The sequence below is a fragment of the Streptomyces sp. Ag109_G2-15 genome, assembly GCF_900215565.1.
GTDB classification, from domain to species: Bacteria; Actinomycetota; Actinomycetes; order Streptomycetales; family Streptomycetaceae; genus Streptomyces; species Streptomyces diastatochromogenes.
The window spans coordinates 5,307,572-5,324,283 of the sequence record NZ_OCNI01000001.1; the positions used below are offsets into that span (position 1 = coordinate 5,307,572).

General features: G+C 72.5%; 16 protein-coding genes. 9 read left to right on the top strand and 7 right to left on the bottom strand.

From position 1 onward, the window contains the following. The first annotated feature begins 29 nt into the window (after positions 1–29). From CRP49_RS23820 to CRP49_RS23830, 3 genes are read left to right on the top strand one after another with little or no spacing between them, the layout of a single operon-like run. Complete coding sequence (locus CRP49_RS23820) at positions 30–815, top strand: SDR family oxidoreductase (protein ID WP_097255221.1); 786 nt, start codon at positions 30–32, stop codon at positions 813–815. Between the two features lie 24 nt (positions 816–839). Continuing rightward, complete coding sequence (locus tag CRP49_RS23825) at positions 840–1,475, top strand: TetR/AcrR family transcriptional regulator (protein ID WP_097255222.1); 636 nt, start codon at positions 840–842, stop codon at positions 1,473–1,475. Between the two features lie 38 nt (positions 1,476–1,513). Next, a complete protein-coding gene (locus CRP49_RS23830; protein ID WP_097255223.1) occupies positions 1,514–2,671 on the top strand; it encodes an acetyl-CoA C-acetyltransferase in 1,158 nt (385 codons plus the stop codon). Here the strand turns inward: CRP49_RS23830 and CRP49_RS23835 are convergent. From CRP49_RS23835 to CRP49_RS23850, 4 genes are read right to left on the bottom strand one after another with little or no spacing between them, the layout of a single operon-like run. After that, on the bottom strand, positions 2,655–3,713 hold the full coding sequence (locus CRP49_RS23835) for a nitronate monooxygenase family protein (RefSeq protein WP_097255224.1): 1,059 nt from the start codon (positions 3,711–3,713) through the stop codon (positions 2,655–2,657). The genes CRP49_RS23830 and CRP49_RS23835 overlap by 17 nt on opposite strands. Then, positions 3,713–4,480, bottom strand: a complete 768-nt coding sequence (locus CRP49_RS23840; protein WP_257033474.1) for a CoA-transferase subunit beta — start codon at positions 4,478–4,480, stop codon at positions 3,713–3,715. The genes CRP49_RS23835 and CRP49_RS23840 overlap by 1 nt, the downstream gene beginning before the upstream one ends. Further along, positions 4,477–5,325 (bottom strand): CoA transferase subunit A, encoded by an 849-nt coding sequence (locus tag CRP49_RS23845; RefSeq protein WP_097255225.1) that lies wholly within the window; start codon positions 5,323–5,325, stop codon positions 4,477–4,479. The genes CRP49_RS23840 and CRP49_RS23845 overlap by 4 nt, the downstream gene beginning before the upstream one ends. Then, complete coding sequence (locus CRP49_RS23850) at positions 5,326–6,069, bottom strand: enoyl-CoA hydratase family protein (RefSeq protein WP_097255226.1); 744 nt, start codon at positions 6,067–6,069, stop codon at positions 5,326–5,328. It abuts the gene before it with no gap. 100 nt (positions 6,070–6,169) lie between these two features. On the opposite strand from CRP49_RS23850, the gene CRP49_RS23855 reads away from it, so the two are divergent. Continuing rightward, entirely contained in the window at positions 6,170–6,985 is an 816-nt protein-coding gene (locus tag CRP49_RS23855) for an SDR family oxidoreductase (RefSeq protein WP_257033475.1), read from the top strand. Beyond that, a complete protein-coding gene (locus CRP49_RS23860; RefSeq protein WP_097255227.1) occupies positions 6,982–7,893 on the top strand; it encodes an SDR family oxidoreductase in 912 nt (303 codons plus the stop codon). The genes CRP49_RS23855 and CRP49_RS23860 overlap by 4 nt, the downstream gene beginning before the upstream one ends. A 6-nt stretch (positions 7,894–7,899) precedes the next feature. Here the strand turns inward: CRP49_RS23860 and CRP49_RS23865 are convergent, their stop codons facing one another. Further along, positions 7,900–8,367 (bottom strand): MarR family winged helix-turn-helix transcriptional regulator, encoded by a 468-nt coding sequence (locus tag CRP49_RS23865; RefSeq protein WP_097255228.1) that lies wholly within the window; start codon positions 8,365–8,367, stop codon positions 7,900–7,902. A 116-nt stretch (positions 8,368–8,483) separates the two neighbouring features. Here CRP49_RS23865 and CRP49_RS23870 point away from each other — a divergent pair, with 116 nt between their 5' ends. Beyond that, a complete protein-coding gene (locus CRP49_RS23870) occupies positions 8,484–9,923 on the top strand; it encodes an MFS transporter (RefSeq protein WP_097255229.1) in 1,440 nt (479 codons plus the stop codon). 26 nt (positions 9,924–9,949) lie between these two features. Here CRP49_RS23870 and CRP49_RS23875 read toward each other — a convergent pair whose 3' ends face one another. Both CRP49_RS23875 and CRP49_RS23880 read right to left on the bottom strand, forming a co-directional pair. After that, positions 9,950–10,825: a hypothetical protein gene (locus tag CRP49_RS23875; protein ID WP_097255230.1), complete on the bottom strand. Its 876-nt coding sequence runs from the start codon at positions 10,823–10,825 to the stop codon at positions 9,950–9,952. A gap of 103 nt (positions 10,826–10,928) precedes the next feature. Next, the gene (locus CRP49_RS23880) at positions 10,929–12,686 is read right to left on the bottom strand and encodes a beta-galactosidase family protein (protein WP_097255231.1); all 1,758 of its coding nucleotides are present in this window, start codon (positions 12,684–12,686) and stop codon (positions 10,929–10,931) included. A gap of 98 nt (positions 12,687–12,784) precedes the next feature. Here CRP49_RS23880 and CRP49_RS23885 point away from each other — a divergent pair, with 98 nt between their 5' ends. The 3 genes from CRP49_RS23885 to pepN all read left to right on the top strand — a co-directional run bounded on the left by CRP49_RS23885 (position 12,785) and on the right by pepN (position 16,633). Beyond that, the gene (locus CRP49_RS23885) at positions 12,785–13,663 is read left to right on the top strand and encodes an AraC family transcriptional regulator (RefSeq protein WP_097255232.1); all 879 of its coding nucleotides are present in this window, start codon (positions 12,785–12,787) and stop codon (positions 13,661–13,663) included. A 56-nt stretch (positions 13,664–13,719) separates the two neighbouring features. Then, a complete protein-coding gene (locus CRP49_RS23890) occupies positions 13,720–14,070 on the top strand; it encodes a chorismate mutase (protein WP_094220274.1) in 351 nt (116 codons plus the stop codon). Between the two features lie 82 nt (positions 14,071–14,152). Further along, entirely contained in the window at positions 14,153–16,633 is a 2,481-nt protein-coding gene (gene pepN / locus CRP49_RS23895) for an aminopeptidase N (protein WP_097255233.1), read from the top strand. Positions 16,634–16,712: the final 79 nt, after the last annotated feature.

Here is a 16,712-nt window from a genome sequence, read left to right on the forward strand (position 1 = left end):
ACAAGTGTTTGGTAGGTTAGCGTGGCCCTATGACAGGCGTCGAGAGTCCGGCCTACGAGCCAGGGCACGGGCTGCTGAAGGGGCGCACCGCCGTCATCACCGCGGCGGCCGGCGCGGGGATCGGCGGGGCGACCGCGCGCCGCTTCCTGGAGGAGGGCGCCCGGGTGCTGATCAGCGACGCACACACGCGCCGCCTGAAGGAGCACGAGGCCGGGCTGGGCCGGGAGTTCCCCGGCGCGGTGGCCGCGGTGCCCTGCGACGTCACCGACGAGACCCAGGTGCGGGCCCTGTTCGAGGCGGCCGTACGGGAGCACGGAAAGCTCGACATCGTGGTCAACAACGCGGGTCTCGGCGGGACTTCGGACCTCGTCGACATGACCGACGAGCAGTGGTCCCGGGTCCTCGACGTCACCCTGAACGGCACCTTCCGCTGCACCCGCGCCGCCCTGCGCGCCATGCGGGACACCGGCGGCGGGGTGATCGTCAACAACGCCTCCGTGGTCGGCTGGCGCGCCCAGGCCGGGCAGGCCCACTACGCCGCCGCCAAGGCCGGCGTGATGGCGCTGACCCGGTGCGCGGCGATCGAGGCGGCCGCCTACGGGGTGCGGGTCAACGCGGTGGCGCCCAGCCTCGCCATGCATCCGCATCTGGTGAAGGTCACCTCGCCCGAACTGCTCCGGGAACTCACCGAGCGGGAGGCCTTCGGGCGGTACGCCGAGCCCTGGGAGGTGGCCAACGTGATCGTGTTCCTGGCCTCCGGCTACTCCTCGTACCTGACCGGCGAGGTCATCGCCGTCAGCAGCCAGCATCCCTGACGAACGGCAGACCACAATGGGTTCGTGCCGACCAAGAAGAAGCCCCAGGTGACCGCTCCGAAGAAGCCCACAGCCGCGGCCGCCCAGGCGCGCCGTCACGAACTCCTCGGCACCGCCGCCGAGGTCTTCGCCGAGCAGGGCTACAACGCCACCACCGTCCGCACCATCGCCGACCACGCCGGGATGCTCGCGGGCAGCCTCTACTACCACTTCGACTCCAAGGAGTCGATGCTGGAGGAGATCCTGCGGACCTTCCTGGACGAGCTGTGGGACGGCTACGACACCGTCCTGGCCTCCGGGCTCGGGCCCCGCGAGACCCTGGAGGCCCTGGTCACCGAGTCCTTCCGGGAGATCGACCGGCACCGCGCCGCCGTCGCGATCTACCAGAAGGAGAGCAAGCAGCTCGTGGCGCAGGACCGCTTCGCCTTCCTCGCCGACTCGCAGCGCCGGTTCGAGAAGGCATGGCTGTCCGCGCTGGAACGCGGGGTCGCCGAGCGGGTCTTCCGCGCCGACCTGGACGTCCGGCTCACCTACCGGTTCGTCCGGGACACGGTGTGGGTCGCCGCGTCCTGGTACCGGCCCGGCGGACAACACAGCCCCGAGGAGATCGCCCGCCAGTACCTGTCGATGGTGCTGGACGGGATCGCCGTACGCGAATGACATCACGCTGAACACCCCTTTCCTGTGAGGGAGTCGCCATGGCCGAGGCCTACATCGTCGAAGCGGTCCGCACGCCCGTCGGGCGGCGCGGGGGAGGGCTCGGCGGGGTCCACCCCGCCGACCTGGGCGCACATGTGCTGAAGGCGCTCGTGCAGCGGGCCGGGATCGACCCGGCCGCCGTGGAGGACGTCGTCTTCGGCTGCCTGGACGCGGTCGGGCCGCAGGCCGGGGACATCGCCCGCACCTGCTGGCTGGCCGCAGGGCTGCCCGAGGAGGTGCCGGGCGTGACCGTCGACCGGCAGTGCGGCTCCTCCCAGCAGGCCGTGCACTTCGCCGCGCAGGCCGTGCTCTCCGGCACCCAGGACCTGGTGGTCGCGGGCGGGGTGCAGAACATGTCCCAGATCCCCATCGCCTTCGCCTCCCGGCAGGCCGCCGACCCCCTCGGCCTGACCGACGGCCCCTTCCTCGGCAGCACCGGCTGGCGCGCCCGCTACGGCGACCAGCCCGTCAACCAGTTCGCCGGCGCCGAGATGATCGCCGCCAAGTGGGGCATCAGCCGCGCGGACCAGGAGGAGTTCGCCCTGCGCTCGCACCGGCGCGCGGTCTGGGCCATCGACACGGGCCGCTTCGAGCGCGAGACCGTCCCCTACGGCGAGGTCACCCTCGACGAGGGCCCGCGCCGGGACACCTCCCTGGAGAAGATGGCCGCACTGAAGCCCGTCCTCGACGGGGGCACCATCACCGCGGCCTGCTCCTCCCAGGTCTCCGACGGAGCCGCGGCCATGCTGCTCGCCTCCGAGCGGGCGGTACGGGAACACGGGCTGCGCCCGCGGGCCCGCGTCCACCACCTCTCCGTGCGCGGCGAGGATCCCATCCGCATGCTCTCCGCGCCCATCCCGGCCACCGCACACGCCCTGAAGAAGACCGGCCTGACCATCGACGCCATCGACCTCGTGGAGATCAACGAGGCCTTCGCCCCCGTCGTGCTCGCCTGGCTCAAGGAGACCGGAGCCGACCCGGAGAAGGTCAACGTCAACGGCGGCGCGATCGCCCTCGGCCACCCGCTCGGCGCCACCGGCGTCCGCCTGATGACGACCCTGCTGCACGAACTGGAGCGCACCGGCGGCCGGTTCGGCCTCCAGACGATGTGCGAGGGCGGCGGTCAGGCGAACGTGACGATCATCGAACGCCTCTGAGGCCGTCCAACTGCTCCAGCACCCCCTCCGCCTCCTTCACGATCCGCTCCACCAGTTCCGCGCACGACGGCAGGTCGTCGATCACCCCGGCGACCTGCCCGGACGCCATCACCCCGAGGTCCGTACGGCCGTCCACCATCGCCGACTTCAGCAGCATCGGCGTGTTCGCGGCCAGCAGCACCTGACTCCAGGACAGCTCCTTGCCGTGCCTCAGGGCCTGGCCGTCCCGGACCAGCTGCCGCCAGGTGAGCCCCGACAGCCGCCGGAAGCCCGAGGCCCGCCGCACCGCGTGGGCGAGAGCCCGTATGCGGCCGGACCGCTCCAGCGCGTCGACCAGCTCCGTGCGCAGCATCCGGTGCGGCAGCCCGTCCACCGCCCGGGTGACCGTCACGTCCCGGACCGTCGCCGCCAGATACCGGGCCTTCACCGCGTCCGGCACCGTCGAGTCCGAGGTGAGCAGGAATCGCGTGCCCATCGCCACCCCGGCCGCCCCGTAGGCCAGCGCCGCGACCAGGCCCCGCCCGTCGAAGAAGCCGCCCGCCGCCACGACCGGTATCCGCACCGCGTCCACCACCTGCGGCAGCAGCACGGTCGTCGCCACCTCGCCGGTGTGCCCGCCACCCTCGCCGCCCTGCACGATCACCGCGTCCGCACCCCACGCGGCCACCTTCTCGGCGTGCCGCCGCGCCCCGACGGACGGGACGACCACCACACCGGCCTCCTTGAGCCGGGCGATCAGCTCGGCAGAGGGGGCCAGCGCGAAGGAGGCCACCCGGACCTCCTCGTCGAGCATGATCTGCACCCGGTCGGCCGCGTCGGCCGCGTCGGCCCGCAGGTTCACCCCGAACGGCGCCCGGGTCCGCGACCGGACCTCCCGTATCGCGTCACGCAGCTGGTCGACGGTCATCGTCGCGGAGGCAAGGATGCCGAGCGCCCCCGCGTTCGCCGCCGCCGAGACGAGCCGGGGGCCGGCCACCCAGCCCATCCCGGTCTGCACGATCGGATGCCGGACCCCGACCAGCCGGGTCAGCGCGGTCTTCATCACCCCCTCGCCCCCTCGGGCACCTCACGCGCGCGGGCCCCCGCCGGATCCAGCACCTCGCGGATCAGCCGCAGCTCCTCCGTGCCGGGGTCCCGGGTGTACGGCACCTCGTCGGGCACGGCGAGCGCGAAGCCCGTCGCCTCCCGCACCTGCTCCACGCTCACCCCCGGATGCAGCGAGGCCAGCCGCATCGAGTGGTCGGGGGTGGCGAAGTCGAAGACGCCGAGGTCGGAGACGACCCGCGGGACGCGGTGGAAGCGGGCCGTGCTCCCCAGCTCCGCCGCCCGGTCGTACCCCACCCCGCACACCATGTCCGCCTTCTCCACGAACACCCGCCTGGAGTGTCTGGGGATCCAGTAACTCGTGGGATTGTTCAGTGTGTTGAGCGGAGCTCCGCGCACCCCGAGCAGCTGCCGGCGGGGCCGGGGCCAGTCGCCGATGCAGGAGATGTTCTGGTTGCCGAACCGGTCGATCTGGCTCGCCCCCATCATCACGTGCCGGCGCCCTCCCGCCACCAGGGCCAGATGCTGCCGGTAGGGCAGCCAGCCCTCGGGAGTGCCGTCCGGGCGGACCAGCAGCGCCTCGCCGTCGGTGAGCAGCAGGTCCGGCGCGAAGGTGAGCCGGGCCATCCGCGCGCCCAGCGACGGGATCAGGCCCATCGGGCTGGCCAGGATCTCCCCGCCGTCCCGCCAGGCCTCGGCGCAGGCGATCACGCAGTACTCGGCGCGGGTGGGCGGGGGAGAGGGGGCGCGGCTCACGGTGTTCACGGCCGCTCCTTGTGCCACGCCTGCACCGCCGACTGGTATGCCTGCTCGTCCCCGTCGAGGAAGCGTGCCGCGAACTCCGGCCAGGGCGTGGCCGCGTACTCCCGCTGGAACTCCTCGTCCCGGCCGTAGTCCGGTGCGCAGGAGGTGAAGTGTGCGCCGTTCGGTGCCTCGACCACACCCGTCACCGCGAGCCGCTTGAGCAGCAGCGACTGCGGGGCCGCCTCCTTCGTCAGCTCGGCGGTGTCGACGATCCGTTCGCAGGAGACGTAGGCCGCGTCCGCCGCCTCGCAGAACAGGTCGTCGAAGTACGGGTCCGGGCCCAGGTACTGCCCGTTGCCCAGCCGGTCGGCGCGGTTGACGTGCACCAGGGCCGCGTCCATCCGCAAGGCGGGCATCGCCACGAACGTCTCCCCGTCCTCGTACGGTGAAGTGACCGTCCGCAGGCCCGGGTTGACCCGCATCACGTCCGAGCCGAGGCCCGCCCGCACCGGCAGGAACGGCAGCCGGTGGGCGGCCGCGTGCAGCCCCCACATGAACATCCCCTCGTCGACCTCCGTCAGCTCGAAGTCCCCGCCCTCACGGGCCGCCCGGTAGTGCGGTTCGAGCGGGATGGAGTCGAGGGTGACGAAGGCGGTGACCAGCCTGCGGATCCGGCCGGCCGCGGCCAGCACGCCGATGTCCGGGCCGCCGTACGAGATGACCGTGAGGTCCCCGATCCCGGCTCTCAGCAGGGCCCTGACCAGCGCCATCGGCTTGCGCCGGGAACCCCAGCCGCCGATGCCCAGGGTCATCCCGCTGGACAGCCGGGAGACCACCTCGTCGGCGGTCATCGTCTTGTCGCTCACCTACGCACCCTCCTTCCCGAACGTGTCGCGGACCCGGTCGGCCAGTCCGCTGAGGTTGGCCTCGAACGTGAAGCCCTGTTCGAAGCGGTAACTGCGGCGCACGTCGACGGGATCGATCCCGTTGATGGCGGCCTTGGCCATGCGCAGCAGCCGTCCGTCCTTGGCGGCGATCTCGCCGGCCAGCTCCAGCGCCGCCGCACGCAGCTCCGCACGCGGTACCACCCGCCACACCGAGCCGTGCGCGTGCAACTCGGCGGCGCTCGCCGTGCGCGCGGTGTAATACAGCGCGCGCATCGTGTGCTGCGGGACCAGCCGGGCCAGATGCGTGGCGGCGCCCAGTGCGCCCCGCTCCAGCTCCGGCAGCCCGAAGAAGGCGTCGTCACTCGCCACGATCGCGTCGGCGTTCCCCACCAGGCCTATCCCGCCGCCCAGACAGAAGCCGTGCACCGCCGCTATCACGGGTGTCTCGCACTCGTACACCGCCGCGAAGGCCTCCGCGCAGCCCTCGTTGGCACCGATCAGCGCCTCGTGTCCGTCCGCCTGTATCTCCTTGATGTCCACGCCCGCGTTGAAGCCGCGCCCCTCGGCAGCCAGCACCACACACCGCACCTCGGGGTCACGGCCCGCCGCGCGCACGGCCTCGGCCAGGGCGAACCAGCCGCGCACCGGCAGCGCGTTCACCGGCGGGAAGTCGACGGTGACTACGGAAATCCCCTTTTCCGGGACCGACATGGAGACACCCATGGACGCATCAGCTACCTTCGCACTCAACGCCTTTCCACCAAACATTTGTTAGGTGTGAGGCTTCGACGCTAGCAGTCGCCGAAGACGAGCGGGAGAGCCTGTGGACAACTCCGCGGCAGGGCCTGTGGACAACTCGCTGCGCGGCAGAACCGTTGTCGTCACCGGCGGCACCCGGGGCGTGGGGGCGGGCATCGCGCAGGCCTTCGCCCAGGCCGGCGCCCAGGTGCTGGCCTGCGCCCGGCGTCCCCCCGAACAACCCCTCGACGGCGTGGAGTTCGCGCCCCTCGACCTGCGTGACCCGCCGGCCGTCCGCGCCTTCTTCGCCGCGCTGCCCCGGCTCGACGCCCTCGTCAACAACGCGGGCGGCACCCCGTACCGGCGGCTGGCCGACGCGGACGCCGAACGGCACGCCCGGGTCGTCGAGCTGAACCTCGTCACCCCGCTGACCGCTTCCCTCGCCGCCTACGACCAGCTCCGGCGCACCCGAGGCTCGGTCGTCATGGTCGGCAGCGTGAGCGGCGGCCGTCCCTCGCCCGGCTCGGCGGCCTACGGCGCGGCCAAGGCGGGCCTGGCGAACCTGGCCGCCTCCATGGCCGTGGAATGGGCGCCGGAGGTCCGCGTCAACACGCTGGTCGTCGGCATGGTCCGCACCGAGCTGTCTCACCTGCACTACGGAGGCCCGGACGGCCTCGCCGCCGTCTCCCGCACCGTCCCGCTCGGACGGCTGGCCACCCCCTCGGACGTCGGCGCGGCCGCCGTCTTCCTCGCCTCCGACGCGGCCGCCTACATCAGCGGGGCGAGTCTGCTGGTGCACGGAGGCGGGGATCGGCCCGCCTTCCTGGACATCGCGACCGTCAACAAGGAAGACGGCAGGGAAGACGGCAAGGAAGACCGCCGGCAAGGAGGCCTGGGATGAGCGGAATCTGCGCAGGGCGAGTCGTCGTGGTCACCGGAGCCGGACGGGGGCTGGGCCGCGCCCACGCCCTCGCCTTCGCGGCCGAGGGCGCCCGGGTCGTCGTCAACGACCTGGGCGTCGGGCTGGACGGGGTGCCCGGACCCGACAGCCCGGCGGTGGCCGTGGTCGCGGAGATCCGGGCGGCGGGCGGCGAGGCGGTCGCGCACGGCGGCGACATCGCGACGACCGAGGGGGCCGCCTCCCTGATCCGGACCGCCGTCGAGACGTACGGCCGGCTCGACACCCTCGTCAACAACGCCGGTTTCCTGCGCGACCGCATGCTCGTCAACCTCGACGAGGACGACTGGGACGCCGTGCTGCGTGTCCACCTCAAGGGACACTTCCTGCCCCTCAAGCACGCCGCCGCGCACTGGCGGGCCGAGGCCAGGGCCGGGCGCACCCCGGTGGCCCGGATCGTCAACACCAGCAGCGGAGCCGGTCTGCTGGGCTCGGTCGGGCAGGGGAACTACAGCGCCGCCAAGGCCGGGATCATCGGGCTGACCCTCGTCGCGGCGGCCGAGCTGGCCCGCTACGGCGTCCAGGTCAACGCCGTCGCCCCGGCGGCCCGCACCCGCATGACGGAACGTGCCTTCGGCGAGACCATGGCGGCCCCGGCCGCCGGATTCGACGCCATGGCCCCCGAGAACGTCTCCCCGCTGGTCGTCTGGCTCGGCTCCGCCGCGTGCACCGGCGTGACCGGCCGGGTGTTCGAGGCGGAGGGCGGCCGGATCACCGTCATGGAGGGCTGGCGCCCAGGTCCCGGCGCGGACAAGGGGGCGCGCTGGACCCCGGCCGAGGCGGGGGAGGCCACGCTGAAGCTGCTGGCGGAGGCGGAGCCGCCGGGAGCTGTGTACGGGGCCCAGGGGTAGGGGAGTTCAGCCCGTCAGGCGGGCTGCGGCCGCGCGCTGCCGCTCGCTCATGACGGACAGGAAGCGGACCACCGTGCTCAGCTCGTCGGTGCTGAACTCCTCGCAGGCCTCGACGATGTCACGCGCCCAGTCCTCGAAGAACACGGCCAGTTCGGCGAGCTTGTCCTGGTTCAGCTCGACGAGCACCCGGCGCTTGTCCGTAGGGTGCTTGACCCTGCGGACGAACCCCTTGCTCTCCAGCCGGTCGAGCAGGCCGGTGACGGAGGCGGGGGCGAGTCCGGTCAGCTCGGCCAGGTCCTTGGCGGTGAGCGGACCCTGCCGCTGGAGATAGTCGAGGGTCTTCTCCTCCGTGGCGTTCAGCCCCTGCTTGGCGGCGACCGCCGAGTGGAACATGACCGTCACGGCGCTGTGGTTCCGCCCCACTTCCATGAGTTGCCGCAGTGTCTCGGCCCGCTTCGCGTCTGCCTCGGTCATGGGCTCAGGCTAGCAAATATTTCGTTCGATCGAACTAAGGACTTGCGATCACGCCTGCGCCGGTGCAAGTCTTTCGTTAGTCCGAACGAAATAAATTGAGCCAGGGGGAGACTGCCGTGTCCACGACCTTCACACCACACCCGCCCACCACGGCCGAGCCGCATCCGCGCCGCTGGGCCGCCGCCGTCGTGATGATGATCGCGGCGCTGATGGACCTGCTGGACGGCACGATCGTCAACGTCGCGGTCCCGTCCATCAGCCGCGATCTGCACGCCTCGGCGAGCGACCTGCAGTGGACGGTCTCCGCCTACCTGCTCGGCTTCGCCGCCGCGCTGATCGTCTCCGGTCACCTCGGCGACCGCATCGGCCGACGCCCCCTCTTCCTCGCCGGTACGGCCGGCTTCGGACTGGCGGGCCTGGCCTGCGGGATCGCCCAGTCACCGGGGCAGCTGATCGCCGCGCGCGCGGTGCAGGGGGTGCTCGCGGCGGTGCTGGTGCCGCAGGTGCTCGGCTCGTTCCGCACGCTGTTCCAGGGCAAGGAGCGCGGGGCCGCCTTCGGGATGTACGGCGCCGTCGCCGGGTTCGCCTCGGCGGTCGGGCTGCTGCTGGGCGGGGTGCTCACCGACGCCGACCTGTTCGGCTGGGGCTGGCGCTCGGTGTTCCTGGTCAACGTGCCGGTCGCCGTGGCGACCTTCGTGGGCGGGCTGCTGCTGGTGCCGGCCACGCGCGAGCGGTCGGCGGGGCGGCCCGACGTGCTGGGCAGTGTGCTGCTGGCCGGCGGGCTGGTCGCGATCGTGCTGCCGCTCGTTCAGGGTCGGGAGAACGGGTGGCCGCTGTGGGGCTGGCTCTGCCTGGCCGCCGGGGTGGCCGCGGTCGTCGGGCTCGGACTCTACGAGGCCCGGCGGCACCGGCCCGGGACGGCACCGCTGCTGCCGGCACGCGCCTTCGGGCTCCCGGCGTTCTCGGTGGGTGTGGTGGTCCAGCTGCTGTTCGCCCTCGGCATGCAGGGGTTCTTCCTGGTCTTCGCCCTCTGGCTGCAGGGCGGCGAGCGGTACACGCCGATGCAGGCCGGGGTGGTGACCGTGGCCTTCTCGGTCGGCGGCTTCCTGACCGCGCCGGCCGCGGACGGGCTCGCCGTGAAGTACGGGCGGATGGTGCTCGGTGCCGGGGCGCTGATGATGGCGGGCGGCTTCGGCTGGGTGTGGGCGGCGGTCGACGGAGCGGCGGCTGTGCACACGGGGGCGTGGCCGCTGGCGCCGGGGCTGCTGGTCGCCGGGGCGGGGCTCGGGTTCCTGGTGGTGCCGCTGGTGAACGTGGTGCTGTCCGCGGTGCCGGGGGAGTTGGCCGGTGGGGCGTCGGGGATCTTCTCCACGGCTCAGCAGTTCGGGGGCGCGGTGGGGGCGGCCGTGGTCGGGACGGTGTTCTTCGGGCACGTGGGGGAGGGGCTTACGGGGGCGCTTGCCGCTTCTATGCCGTGGGTTGTGGGGGCGTTCGGGGTGTGCGGGGTGTTGTGTGCTGTGCTGCCGCGACGGGCGGTGGCTGAGCACTCGGAGTGAGCTGCCCCCCGGTGGGGTGTGTGAACCTAGGTGTCGCACTCCAGCACCGTCCGGCACAACCCGCACCGCGCCCGTACCCGCCCCCGCACCGGCACTCTGATGCGCTGGTGGCAGGTGGGGCAGGGGAAGGAGACGTGGAGGTGGCCGGCGGGGTCGGGGCTGAAGGCGTAGGGCGCTCCGGGCGGGACGCCGTGGCGCCGGTCGTGGGCGTAGCGGCGGCGGCCCGCCCAGCCGGCCCCGGTCAGCGGCGGCTGCTGCTGGTCCCGCCGGGCCCGGTCCATGCCCTTGGCGTAGGCCGTGTACGCCTGCGGACTGGTGAACCACACGGAGGGATCCTCGTCGAAGAGCAGGGACCGTTTGGCGAGGACGTAGCCGAACTCCTCGGGGGTGAGATAGCCGAGCTTCTGGGAGGAGACCCCGTCCTCGCGGAAGGCGTCCAGCAGCAGCCATCCCGCGCCCAGGTAGGTCGTCACCGTGTCCGTGAGGATCTCGTTCTCCGCCGTGGTGGGGAAGGCGAGGTCGAGGCGGTGCAGATAGACGTGGGTCACCTCGTGGGCGAGGGCCGCGCCGATGTCCTTGCGGTGGGTGCGGAAGCGGTCGTTCAGCTCGACGAAGTACTCGGGGCCCGCCGCCAGTTCGACATTGGCCGCGTGGGTCATGTCCCGGAAGCCGACGATCAGCCGGGCATCGGGCAGCCGGAAGTGCCGGACGATCTCGCGGGCCACCCGCTGCGCGCCCAGATGCAGGTCGTCCACGTCACTGAAGGCCACGTCGGCGGGGGCCACGCTGGTCGAGAAGGTCTGCACGGTGTCGTACGACAGCCGTTTGTACAGCGCGGTGATGGCGGCCCGCACCGTCTCCAGATGCGGGTAGCCATGCTCGACCGGTCCGCCGTTCGCCACGTCCGACCCCCAAAGACGCCCAGAACCGCCTTCCACTCTATGCGGGCGTGAGCGGATTTTCGCGCACCGCGTCGGCCGCTCTGCGGCGGCCACCGACCAGGGATCAGACCGGCAGCAGCCGCGGCGCGCCGGGCCCCGGTCCCGCCTCCTGCAGCTCCAGCACCCACACTTCGTTCTCGCCCTCCCGCAGCACCGGCCCGGGGACGTACAGGGACCGCTGCGGTCCCACGGACCAGTAGCGGCCCAGACCGAAGCCGTTGACCCAGACGAAGCCCCGTGTCCAGCCGGGCAGTTCGAGCCGGGCGTCCCCGGCCCCGCGGACCGTGACGGTGCCCCGGTACAGCCCCGGGGCGCCGTCCCCGGAGAGCGCGCCGAAGGGCACCGCCTCCAGGCCGTCGTCGAAGGCGTCCAGATCGAGCCCACGCGCGCGTACCCCGTGCAGATACTGCCGCTCGTGCAGGACACCCTCGGTGATGCCCTTCGCCTCGCCGGAACGCGGCCCGTAGTTGACCCTCCCCAGGGACTCCACCCACAGCTCCACGCGCGCGGGGCCGGCGACGGGTTCCTTCAGCCGGGGCTCCTCCTCGGTGAGCACCCCGGCCCGCTCGCCGTCCACGTACACCACCGCGAGATCCCTGAGCCCGCGCACCGTCAGCGGGTACGGCTGCCGCGGTCCCGGCACGCTCACCTCGTAGCGCACCAGGCCCCGGGCGACGCCCAGTTCCTCGAAGGCCGGCGGTACGGGGGTGACGGTCTCCTCGCCGCCGAGCGCCTCCAGGACGTCACCCATGGGTGCCCAGTCGGTGAGCGCCACCTCCGTTGGAGAACCCAACGGATCAGGTAGCGGCGGCGGTTCGGGCAGGGGATCGGAGTGGTACTCGGCGAGCACCTCGCGGAAGCGCCAGAACTTCTCCGTGGGGCGCCCGTACTCGTCGACCGGCGCGTCGTAGTCGTACGAGGTCACGTCCGGCTCCAGCGGACCCTCGTGCAGCTCGCCGCCGCCCCGGTTGGCGCCCGCCCAGCCCCCGAAACTCGTCCCGCCGTGCGCCATGTACAAGTTCACCGAGGCACCGCACTCCAGGATCTCCCGCAGCGCCTCGGCCGCCTCCCCGGGGTCCCGTACGACGTGTTCGCCGCCCCAGTGGTCGAACCAGCCGCACCAGAACTCCATGCACATCAGCGGGCCCCCGGGACGATGGCGGCGCAGTGTCTCGAACGCCACGCGCGCGTGGGAGCCGAAGTTCACCGTGGCGAGCACCCCGGGCAGCGAGCCACCGGTGATCATGTGGTCCTCGGGGCCGTCCGAGGTGAACAGCGGCACCGTGACCCCCTTGACCCGTAGCAGCTCGGCGAGCTGTTCGAGGTAGTCCGCGTCCGAGCCGTAGCTGCCGTACTCGTTCTCGACCTGCACCATGATCACCGGGCCGCCCCGGTCGATCTGCCGGGGCACGATCTCGTGCAGCAGAGGGCGGAACCAGTTCCGTACGTGGAACAGGAAGCGCTCGTCACGGGTACGCGCGCGCGTACCCGGCTCGCCCGTCACCCAGTGCGGCAGCCCGCCGTTCTCCCACTCGGCGCAGATGTACGGCCCCGGCCGCACGATCGCCCACAGCCCGGCCTCGCGGACCGCGTCCAGGAACCGGCCGACCGCCCGCACGTCCCGAAAGCGCCCCGGGCCGGGCTGGTGCAGGTTCCACGGGACGTACGTCTCCACGCAGTTGAGGCCCATCGCCCGCAGCATCTCCAGCCGGTGCCGCCACTGCGCCTCGTGCACCCGGAAGTAGTGCAGCGCGCCGGACAGCAGCCGTACCGGCCGCCCGTCCAGCAGGAAGTCGGATTCCCCCACCGTGAACTCGCTCATGCACCCGAGCCTCGGCCCTGGCGGCGATCGACGCCATGGACGAAGATCGGCGCTGCTTGGACAAAAGTCCGCCGTCGCCGACGCCGGGAGGAGCGCCGATGTACCACACCTGGATGCGGTTCTTCAGTCCCGGCCCCGCCCACCACCGCCTCGGCCTGGTCTGCCTCGGCGTCGGCCTCCAGTACGGCACGCTGCCCACGGTCGGCCCCCGCACCCTCGACCACCACGTGGCCGTCGTGATCAGCACGGGCGGCGGCTGGTACCAGGGCGCCGACGGCCGCCGTACGACCGTCACCGCGCCCGCGCTGCTGTGGCTCACCCCCGGGGTGCCGCACCACTACGGGCCCGACCCGGACACCGGCTGGGACGAGGGCTTCGTCGACTTCGCCGGGCCCGCCACCGCGACCTACACCGAACTCGGCTACATCGAGCCCGAGCGGCCCGTCGTCCCGCTCTCGGACGCGGCCGGACCCCGTGCGGTCGTCGCCCGCATCGCCCGCGCCACCCGCCGCGGCAACCCCCTCCTGGAGGTCGAGACCGGTGCCGCCGTCCACGAACTCCTCGTCGCCCTTCGCCGGGCCCGCGCCGACCTCGCCCCCGACGGCGACCAGGTGCTGCAGGCCCTCGCCCGGGACGCCTGCAGGCCGATGAGCGTCGCCGACCACGCGCGCGTGCACGGCATGACCCCCGCCGAGCTGCGCGGCGCCGTCCGCCGCGCCGCCGGATGCAGCCCCAAGGACTACCTGCTCCGCATCCGCCTGGGCCGCGCCAAGGAACTCCTCGCCGCCACCGAGCTGCCCGTCGCGGCCGTCGCCCGCCGCGTCGGCTACGACGACCCCGCCTACTTCTCGCGCCTGTTCACCCGCCGGGTCGGCCTCGCCCCCGTCCGCTTCCGCGCCCAGCAGGGCCGCAGCGTCCCCGGCGGCTGGAGCGACCGCATCCCGGATCCGGACGATCCTCCGATGATCGGCGACTGATCGCATGGTGATCAGCCGGTGATCGGGAGGCACCGCGCCCCTTAGGGTTGACGCCCATGACCATCAGCAACACCGGTACCGGTGACGTCGACCCCGCGGTCCGCCAGGAGCTGGAGCGGCTGCGCGAGAGCATCGACAACATCGACGCGGCCGTCGTCCACATGCTCGCCGAGCGCTTCAAGTGCACCCAGCAGGTCGGCCGGCTCAAGGCGGTGCACCAGCTGCCGCCCGCCGACCCGGCCCGCGAGGCCCGGCAGATCGAGCGGCTGCGCAGCCTCGCCGAGAACGCGAGGCTCGACCCGGCGTTCGCGGAGAAGTTCCTGAACTTCATCATCGCCGAGGTGATCCGGCACCACGAGTCCATCGCCGAGGACACCGCGAACGGGCAGCCGGCCCAGGCCGACTGACCAGCCGCGAGGGGGATTCGGACAAAAGGCGTGTACCGATCCACCCCTGTGCGCTGTCAGCGCGATCAGGCAGCATGGCTGCATGTCCGTCATCACGCGCGACGAAGCGCAGCTCCGAGCACAGTTCCTCGACGTCCACCGCTACTCGATCGAGCTCGACCTCACCACGGGGGACGAGACCTTCGACTCCCGTACCGTGATCAGGTTCACCGCGCGGACCGACGGGGACACGTTCGTCGAGCTGAAGCCCGCCGAGCTGCGCGCCGTCACGCTGGACGGACAGCCCCTCGACCCGGAGTCCTTCCAGGACGAACGGCTTCCGCTGAAGAACCTCACCGCCGGCGAGCACGAGCTGCGCGTCGACGCGGCCATGCGCTACTCCCGCACCGGCGAGGGCATGCACCGCTTCACCGACCCCACCGACGGCGAGACGTACGTCTACACCCAGCTGTTCCTGGACGACGTCCAGCGGGTCTTCGCCGCCTTCGACCAGCCCGACCTGAAGGCCGTCTTCGAGCTCACCGTCACCGCGCCCGACGGCTGGACCGTCCTCGCCAACGGCATCACCGAACACCTCGGCGAGGGCCGCTGGCGGGCCGCCCCGACCCCGCTGATCTCCACCTACCTCGTCGCCGTCGCCGCCGGCCCCTGGCACTCGGTGCGCACCGAGCACCGCGGCCTGCCCTTCGGCATCCACTGCCGCCGCTCCCTCGCCCCCCACCTCGACGTCGACGCCGACGAGATCTTCGAGGTCACGCGCGCGTGCTTCGACCGCTACCACGAGAAGTTCGAGGAGCCCTACCCCTTCGACTCCTACGACCAGGCGTTCGTCCCCGAGTTCAACGCCGGCGCCATGGAGAACCCCGGCCTGGTCACCTTCCGCGACGAGTTCGTCTTCCGCTCGGCGGTCACCGAGACCGAGCGGCAGACCCGCGCCATGGTCATCGCCCACGAGATGGCCCACATGTGGTTCGGCGACCTCGTCACCCTCAAGTGGTGGGACGACATCTGGCTGAACGAGTCCTTCGCCGAGTACATGGGCTACCAGACCACTGCCGAGGCCACCCGCTTCACCGACACCTGGACCGACTTCGGGGTCGCCCGCAAGGCCTGGGGCTACGACGCCGACCAGCGCCCCTCCACCCACCCGGTGGCCCCTGAGGCGGTCGACGACACCGCCGCCGCCCTGCTCAACTTCGACGGCATCTCCTACGCCAAGGGCGCCTCCGCGCTGCGCCAGCTGGTGGCCTGGCTCGGTGAGAAGGACTTCCTCGCCGGCATCAACATCCACTTCAAGCGGCACCGGTTCGCCAACGCCACCCTCGCCGACTTCATCGACTCCCTCGCAGCGGCCACCGAGCGCGACGTGCACGCCTGGGCCGACGCCTGGCTGCGCACCACCGGAGTCGACACGCTCACCCCGGCGATCGAGTCCGCCGACGGCACCTGCGCCCTGACCGTCGAGCGCGCGGGCAGCCGCCCGCACCGCGTCACCGTCGGCCTCTACGACCGTGACCTCGGCGACGAGGGCGGCCTCACCCTGCGCGAGCGCATCGGCCTCGACGTCCCGCAGACCGCCCCGGAGCCCATCGGCAAGCGCCCTGCGCTGCTCCTGCTCAACGACGGCGACCTGACCTACGCCAAGGTCCGCTTCGACGCCGAGTCCTTCGAGGCGGTCCGCGCGGGTCTGTCCGGGCTGCCCGACCCGCTCACCCGCGCGGTGGTGTGGAACGCCCTCAGGGACGCCGTCCGCGACGGCGAACTCCCGCCCCAGGCCTACTTGGAGACGGCCCGCACCCATCTCCCGCTGGAGACCGACCTGGCCCTCGTCCAGGGCGTCCTCGCCTTCGCCTCCACCCACGTCGCCGACCGCTTCCTGCGCCCCGAGGACCGCCCGGCCGCTCTCGCCACCCTCAGCTCCCTCTGCCGCGACCTGCTGCGCCGCACCGAGGACGGCGACAACCCCGGCCTGCGTCTGATCGCCGTACGGCACTTCATCGACGTGGCCGCACACCCCGACACCATCGCCGCCTGGCTCGCCGACGGCACGGTGCCCGGCGGGCCGGAACTCGACCCGGAGCTGCGCTGGCGCCTCCTCGGCCGGCTCGCCGTGCTCGGCGCGACCGACGAGGCCGCCATCGCCGCCGAGCTGGAGCGGGACCCGTCCGCCACCGGCCAGGAGGGCGCCGCCACCTGCCGTGCCGCCCTGCCCGACCCCGAGGCCAAGCGCGCAGCCTGGGAGGCGATGTTCGCCACGGACGACCTCTCCAACTACCTGTTCACGGCCACCGCGCGCGGCTTCTGGCAGCCCGAACAGGCCGACCTGGTACGCGCGTACGTGACGCGCTACTACGAGGACGCGGTCGCCCTCGCCGCCCGCCGCGGCCCCGCCATCGCCGTCGCCGCCGGCCGCTGGGCCTTCCCGCACCACGCCGTCGACGCCGAGAACCTCGCTCTCGGCGAGGCCTGCCTGCGCGAGTCCGACCCGGTCGTCGCCCTCCGCCGCAAGCTGATCGACGAACTGGACGACCTGGCCCGGGCGTTGCGGGTACGGGGGGAGTAGGGCCGGGGACGTAGGGCGTGGCCGGGGTGGCTGGTCCCTGACGACGATGCGGAGGGCCCATCGTCCTTCCTAGGCTCGG

Excerpts from the sequence above, each read along its gene's own strand:
- pepN (WP_097255233.1), top strand. The coding sequence starts at position 14,153 with ATGTCCGTCATCACGCGCGACGAAGCGCAGCTCCGAGCACAGTTCCTC.
- CRP49_RS23835 (WP_097255224.1), bottom strand. The coding sequence starts at position 3,713 with ATGAAGACCGCGCTGACCCGGCTGGTCGGGGTCCGGCATCCGATCGTG.
- CRP49_RS23850 (WP_097255226.1), bottom strand. The coding sequence starts at position 6,069 with ATGGGTGTCTCCATGTCGGTCCCGGAAAAGGGGATTTCCGTAGTCACC.
- CRP49_RS23865 (WP_097255228.1), bottom strand. The coding sequence starts at position 8,367 with ATGACCGAGGCAGACGCGAAGCGGGCCGAGACACTGCGGCAACTCATG.
- CRP49_RS23890 (WP_094220274.1), top strand. The coding sequence starts at position 13,720 with ATGACCATCAGCAACACCGGTACCGGTGACGTCGACCCCGCGGTCCGC.
- CRP49_RS23860 (WP_097255227.1), top strand. The coding sequence starts at position 6,982 with ATGAGCGGAATCTGCGCAGGGCGAGTCGTCGTGGTCACCGGAGCCGGA.
- CRP49_RS23830 (WP_097255223.1), top strand. The coding sequence starts at position 1,514 with ATGGCCGAGGCCTACATCGTCGAAGCGGTCCGCACGCCCGTCGGGCGG.
- CRP49_RS23885 (WP_097255232.1), top strand. The coding sequence starts at position 12,785 with ATGTACCACACCTGGATGCGGTTCTTCAGTCCCGGCCCCGCCCACCAC.
- CRP49_RS23820 (WP_097255221.1), top strand. The coding sequence starts at position 30 with ATGACAGGCGTCGAGAGTCCGGCCTACGAGCCAGGGCACGGGCTGCTG.
- CRP49_RS23880 (WP_097255231.1), bottom strand. The coding sequence starts at position 12,686 with ATGAGCGAGTTCACGGTGGGGGAATCCGACTTCCTGCTGGACGGGCGG.